Below are 4567 nucleotides of genomic sequence, written 5' to 3'. Positions count from 1 at the left end.
ATGGGATTTAGGTAGTTAAAATTTCCTCTAGGATATCTAGTGGGATAGTTTTATAAGCTGATAAATAGCATATATAGAATATGAGGATGCCTTATGAGCCAGGTAATCAGGCTTTGTGCACCCATGGTTCCAGGTAGTAAGAGTGAGGTAAGACTTCTCGGTATAGCACTGTACACTGCTGCTTTACTCAAATCTGAGATTCAGCAGCTGGTAGCATCTAGTGAGGATAAGATAGCTGTTATCAGAGAGCTCTATAATACAGCTTTAGCTCTCGCAATGTATAGAGCTAACTATTCTTATGGCTTGATAAGCGAGGAGCTCGGTATACCCGAGAAGCTAGCTAGAAAGTATGTTGCTAGAGGTGAGGATGTAGTCTCCAGGACTATCCACAGCCTCCTAGAGGAATTATTCTCAAAGAATGGGTGTATTGATGTAGAGGTTGTAAGCCTGGAGCCTCTTAAAGCCAGGTTATCCCAGCTTGAAAGAGAGCATGAGGAGCTGAAAGCCAGGCTGAAAGCAGTAGAGGATGAGTACTCTAGTTTAAAGAGTAAAGTCGAAGAGGCTAGAAAGCATATAGAATCAGCTCTTAAAGCACTAGGGTAGGCCAGCACTCTTTAAATCTAAACTTTTTTCAGGGCTTTCAGCTAGCTAATACTCTCCTCCATCAATGCTAGATTTTAGAGCCTAGATTCATTTAGTCTACTAGGGTGGATGTAATGCTGGATCCCGAGGAGATACGCAAGGATTTCCCAATACTTAACCGTGAGGTACATGGGAGAAGACTAGTATATTTTGATAACGCGGCGACAACACAGAAGCCTATACAAGTAATTAATGCTATAAGAGACTACTACATGTATCACAATGCAAATGTTCATAGAGGATTCCACACGCTTAGCCAGGAAGCCAGCCAGATGTATGAAGATGCACACGAGAAGGTAGCTAAATTCATCAACGCGTACTCTTGGAGTGAGGTAGTCTTCTGTAGCAATACGACTGAAGCTATAAATATCATTGCATACGGCTGGGGACTATGGAATCTAAAAGAGGGAGATGAGATAGTGTTAACAGTAATGGATCATCACAGCAATATGCTTCCATGGAGGCTGGTGGCAAAGCTTAAGGGAGCAAAGGTAAAATATGTGGATATAACAGATGACGGCTACTTGAAGTACGAGCAGTTTGAGGAGTTAATTACTGAGAGAACACGGGTGGTAGCATTCCCTCTAGCCAGCAATGTACTAGGCACTATAAACGACGCGCGGAGGATAACTAGACTAGCTCACAGTGTCAACGCTATAGTAGTAGCGGATGGAGCTCAAAGCGTTCCACACGTGCCTACAAACGTTAGAGAGCTTGAAGTAGACTTCCTAGCTTTCAGCGGGCATAAAATGCTAGGTCCAACAGGTATTGGAGTATTATGGGGGAGACGGGATATCCTTGAATCAATGAACCCTGTTAGAGTCGGCGGCGACACCATTAAGGATGTAACACTCGATGACGTTGTATGGCATGATCTACCGTGGAGATTCGAAGGAGGAACACCACACATAGCCGGGGGAGTCGGGCTGGCTGCAGCCATAGACTACCTTACAAGCATAGGTATGGAGAATGTGAGAGCCCACGAGAAGACTTTAACAGAGTATACTATTAGAAGGCTAGGAGAACTCATCGATGTAGAGTACTATGGGCCACGGAACCCTGAGGATAAGACTGCTGTCATAGCGTTCAACATCAAAGGATTAAACCACCATACAGTGGGATCAGCACTAGACCTCTTCGGTATAGCTGTAAGAACAGGAATGCACTGCGCGCACCCCCTGCACTACAGGCTAGGATTGAAGGGTACTGTGAGAGCCAGCTACTACATATACAATACAATCGAGGAAGTAGACTACTTCATCGAGTCGCTCGAGAAGATAATACAGTTAAAGGATGTACTGAAATCTAAGCCAGCAGCAGAGATCTGTACCGGCACATAAAACTCAAAGACAATAATCATAAGAATTTAGAAGGAATTAAGGAGAGAAAAAGAAACTTGAGTATAGGTTTAACGCTAGCCTGCTAAGACTACTTCGCAGGCCCGAGTATTCTAGCAAACTTCTTGCCTGTGTGTGGGCTGACAGCGAATGCTATCTTTATCTTGCCCCTCTTAGTCTCCTTCACTACAACCTCGTACTGGTCTGTCTCGAAGTACTTCTTTGCCTTTAGGTCGAAGAACTTTAGCTTCTCGGGCATTCACTTCCACCTCTTCACAATATAACTTCACGCTGGTAATATTTAAGCCTTACGTTTTGTAGAAACAGTATTCATTGAACACATTTAAGCTTGATATAAAATGTGATTAAAAATAATTACAGCATCATCATACCAAGTCATGTAAACGAGTATAGTTCATAGTGAAAAATATGTTAAATTCTAGATCACATGCTCATGTGAAAATATAGTGTTCAAATATAAGAACTCTGTTCTACTGTCCTCCAAGCCCGGTGCACAATACAGAATTATTTGTATAATGTGTAGCAAGCTGCTGGTGTTAAGTAGTCTGCTGCTTGTACTACTCCATTCCCCGTGCTTTTAACGAGTCTTCAACCCCTCTTACTCTTAATACAGCTAGTTTGATTGCATCGATTATCACTATGTAGTATTTAAGTGGGTTGAAACCAGGCTCCCAGCCGCGTGCTATTTTAGAGTCAATCATGCTCTCTAATTCCTCGAGAATACTAAATGTTAGAGAGTACGCTAAGTCCAGTTTAACTGGCGAGAGAAGCTTCAATAAGCTCTCCCTCTTGCTCGTCGAGTAGACGAGGAGTACTGAGAGGAGGAGAGAATAGCTGTATAGATAGAGGTTTACTTGGCTTGCTGTTAACTCGCCTAGAGCAAAGTTAACTAACGCTACAATAAGTACAGGCGGAGTATATACTATTAGAGTGAGGTAGAGGAGTCTAAAGGCACCTATACTAGTGTAAATTAGCATGTAAGCTGCGATAAAGCCTAGCGTAATAAAGGGGTTTGAGAAGACTATTACTACCATGTTAACTAGTAGCAGGGCAAGCTTCACTGGGATCAATGCTTCTCTACTAAGCCAGTTATCCTTCTCCTGGAGGACTAGGGTTTCACGGAGTAGCGGCACATAGAATCCCCCTTGGGATCACATTGGCTTCCACTAGTATGTCATCGCTTAGCTCGTTCCAGGCTCCAGTGAGTAGTCTCCTCCTGTTTCTATCAATTAGTAGGAATCCTCTAGGCTTTAATGGATCTAGAAGGGAGACTATGTGTGTTGACACTACTATTATCTTACCGGCTTTAACACCATACTCAACTAGGCTTGCTAGAATCCTGTAGCCGCTGTAATCTAAGTCGGCGAAGGGCTCATCCAGCAACCACACCGGTTGATCAGCTGCTAAGACGCTTGCTAACGCAACTCTTCTAGCCTCACCTCCACTGAGAGTAAAGGGGCTTCGACCCATAAGCTCTAACTCTACAAGCCGGTAGAGTATTTCCTCCTTTAGCCTAACACCTGTTAGCTTCGCTATAAGATGTATTTCCCGCTCTACGGAAGCCTCCACAAACCCGTAGAAGGGGTTTTGCCAAGCATACCCTACAAGCCTGGCTGCCTCTCTCCTAGGAGCTCTATGTATGTTGACACCATCTACATTCACAGAGCCCTTCAACGGCTTTAGAATGCCGGCGAGAGTTTTGAGGAGGGTTGTTTTTCCACTCCCATTAGCTCCAATTAACGCGTAGAGTCCTGAGTCAAGCGTGAACTCCACGTTCTCTAGAAGAGGACGCTCAATCCTGTAGCCTATAGCCAGGTCTACTGCTCTCAGCTTACTCACTAGTAAACACCTTTAGAGACCTGTAAACGAGTCCGCCGATACCAGCGATAACCACTAGTTCACTAACGAATAAATACATGTATACTAGTGCTGGAAGCCCATATATAACGGTGAGCTCAAACCCTACTAGCAGTGCTACAGCTAGCGCGGCTAGCACGCTTGAAGCAGTAAGCTTTAAGAGAGGCCTCAGCTTACTCATTCTAATCAAGTAGACTATGATGGAAGCCAGCAGGTTTGCTGCAGGCCCGAAAACCCAGTCCCAGGGTACGAAGGGGCTTGCCAAGTTGCCTAGTAAACCCCCTATAGCTAATCCTACTACTGCTTCTAAACCCATGCCTTCAAATAACGGCAGGATAAGCATTGCATCACTAATTCTAAACTGGAGTCCACCGTACGAGAGGTAGCCTAGCACGATTGTTGTAGCTGCATATACTGATGCAATAATAGCTGATTTAACAGCAGTAAGCGTGTAAAGCTTCATTGAACCCACCGTAACTGGTGTCTACTTACATTGCTGACGATAAGTGTAATTAAGGATTGAAGTGGAAATATAGCTTACCCTTCTAGTGCGACTGGAATATTAGTGATACCGTCATGCCCAGTAGCCTTTAAATCTACATTCACCAAATATAAGTGGGTGGTAAGACTAAAGATACCTGGTATCACGTGGCTAAGTAGATGCTGATATATGGTAGTAAACAGGCTAGCAGAGAACTCGGGAGGCTACT

Annotated in this window: 6 protein-coding genes; 2 read left to right on the top strand and 4 right to left on the bottom strand. The window is 44.0% G+C overall.

All coding sequences use genetic code 11. From position 1 onward, the window contains the following. Positions 1-93 precede the first annotated feature (93 nt). On the top strand, positions 94-603 hold the full coding sequence (locus OWQ48_05850) for a transcriptional regulator (GenBank protein ID MCY0868732.1): 510 nt from the start codon (positions 94-96) through the stop codon (positions 601-603). 113 nt (positions 604-716) lie between these two features. After that, positions 717-1982 (top strand): SufS family cysteine desulfurase, encoded by a 1266-nt coding sequence (locus OWQ48_05845; GenBank protein MCY0868731.1) that lies wholly within the window; start codon positions 717-719, stop codon positions 1980-1982. Between the two features lie 88 nt (positions 1983-2070). Here OWQ48_05845 and OWQ48_05840 read toward each other — a convergent pair whose 3' ends face one another. The 4 genes from OWQ48_05840 to OWQ48_05825 all read right to left on the bottom strand — a co-directional run bounded on the left by OWQ48_05840 (position 2071) and on the right by OWQ48_05825 (position 4320). Next, positions 2071-2238, bottom strand: a complete 168-nt coding sequence (locus tag OWQ48_05840) for a hypothetical protein (GenBank protein ID MCY0868730.1) — start codon at positions 2236-2238, stop codon at positions 2071-2073. Between the two features lie 319 nt (positions 2239-2557). Beyond that, a complete protein-coding gene (locus tag OWQ48_05835) occupies positions 2558-3133 on the bottom strand; it encodes a hypothetical protein (protein MCY0868729.1) in 576 nt (191 codons plus the stop codon). Continuing rightward, complete coding sequence (locus OWQ48_05830; protein ID MCY0868728.1) at positions 3117-3839, bottom strand: ABC transporter ATP-binding protein; 723 nt, start codon at positions 3837-3839, stop codon at positions 3117-3119. Before OWQ48_05830 ends, OWQ48_05835 begins: the two co-directional genes overlap by 17 nt. Next, positions 3832-4320 (bottom strand): QueT transporter family protein, encoded by a 489-nt coding sequence (locus tag OWQ48_05825; protein ID MCY0868727.1) that lies wholly within the window; start codon positions 4318-4320, stop codon positions 3832-3834. The genes OWQ48_05830 and OWQ48_05825 overlap by 8 nt, the downstream gene beginning before the upstream one ends. Positions 4321-4567: the final 247 nt, after the last annotated feature.

This window comes from Desulfurococcus sp. (genome assembly GCA_026626905.1).
In the GTDB taxonomy this organism is placed as follows: Archaea; Thermoproteota; Thermoprotei_A; order Sulfolobales; family Desulfurococcaceae; genus Desulfurococcus.
The sequence above is the reverse complement of the archived record's forward strand: the minus strand, read 5'-3'. Positions and strand labels throughout refer to the sequence as shown.

Bases quoted from the DNA above. Each gene is read 5' to 3' on its own strand.
- OWQ48_05825 (MCY0868727.1), bottom strand. From the start codon at position 4,320: ATGAAGCTTTACACGCTTACTGCTGTTAAATCAGCTATTATTGCATCA.
- OWQ48_05840 (MCY0868730.1), bottom strand. From the start codon at position 2,238: ATGCCCGAGAAGCTAAAGTTCTTCGACCTAAAGGCAAAGAAGTACTTC.
- OWQ48_05845 (MCY0868731.1), top strand. From the start codon at position 717: ATGCTGGATCCCGAGGAGATACGCAAGGATTTCCCAATACTTAACCGT.
- OWQ48_05850 (MCY0868732.1), top strand. From the start codon at position 94: ATGAGCCAGGTAATCAGGCTTTGTGCACCCATGGTTCCAGGTAGTAAG.